At 65.9% G+C, this 384-nt stretch carries 1 pseudogene; it reads left to right on the plus strand.

The window, feature by feature from the left end:
* Positions 1 to 139 precede the first annotated feature (139 nt).
* Positions 140 to 229, plus strand: a pseudogene (locus ASG67_RS19585) (2'-5' RNA ligase family protein); the annotation flags it as partial.
* Positions 230 to 384: the final 155 nt, after the last annotated feature.

Below are 384 nucleotides of genomic sequence, written 5' to 3' on the forward strand. Positions count from 1 at the left end.
CCGCGATGCGCGCGGCGGACAGTTTCGATACCATCCCGCCCGATCCCATGCCCGATGCCGATCGCGTGTCGGCCATCGCCAATGTAGAATCCTTACCTACTTTCTGGACTGCAACCGGCACATCGATCACTTTTTTACGGCTTTCGCCGGGCTGTTGACGCCACAGGATGCCGGCGGATGGCGGCCTCATGTCACCATTCAGAACAAGGTGACGCCGAATGTTGCGAAGCTGCCCGGCTGATGGCGACGCGCTCGTTGATCCTGCGCCACGGCGACGGACGCGCTCGTTGATCCTGCGCCACGGCGACGCCCGCGATGCCGCAGGCGCCCCGATCGTATCGACCGGCACCAGCACGGCGCCCCGATCCGCCAGCGCGGCGCTGG

Origin of the sequence: Sphingomonas sp. Leaf339, from assembly GCF_001426195.1 — a bacterium.
Classification (GTDB): domain Bacteria; phylum Pseudomonadota; class Alphaproteobacteria; order Sphingomonadales; family Sphingomonadaceae; genus Sphingomonas.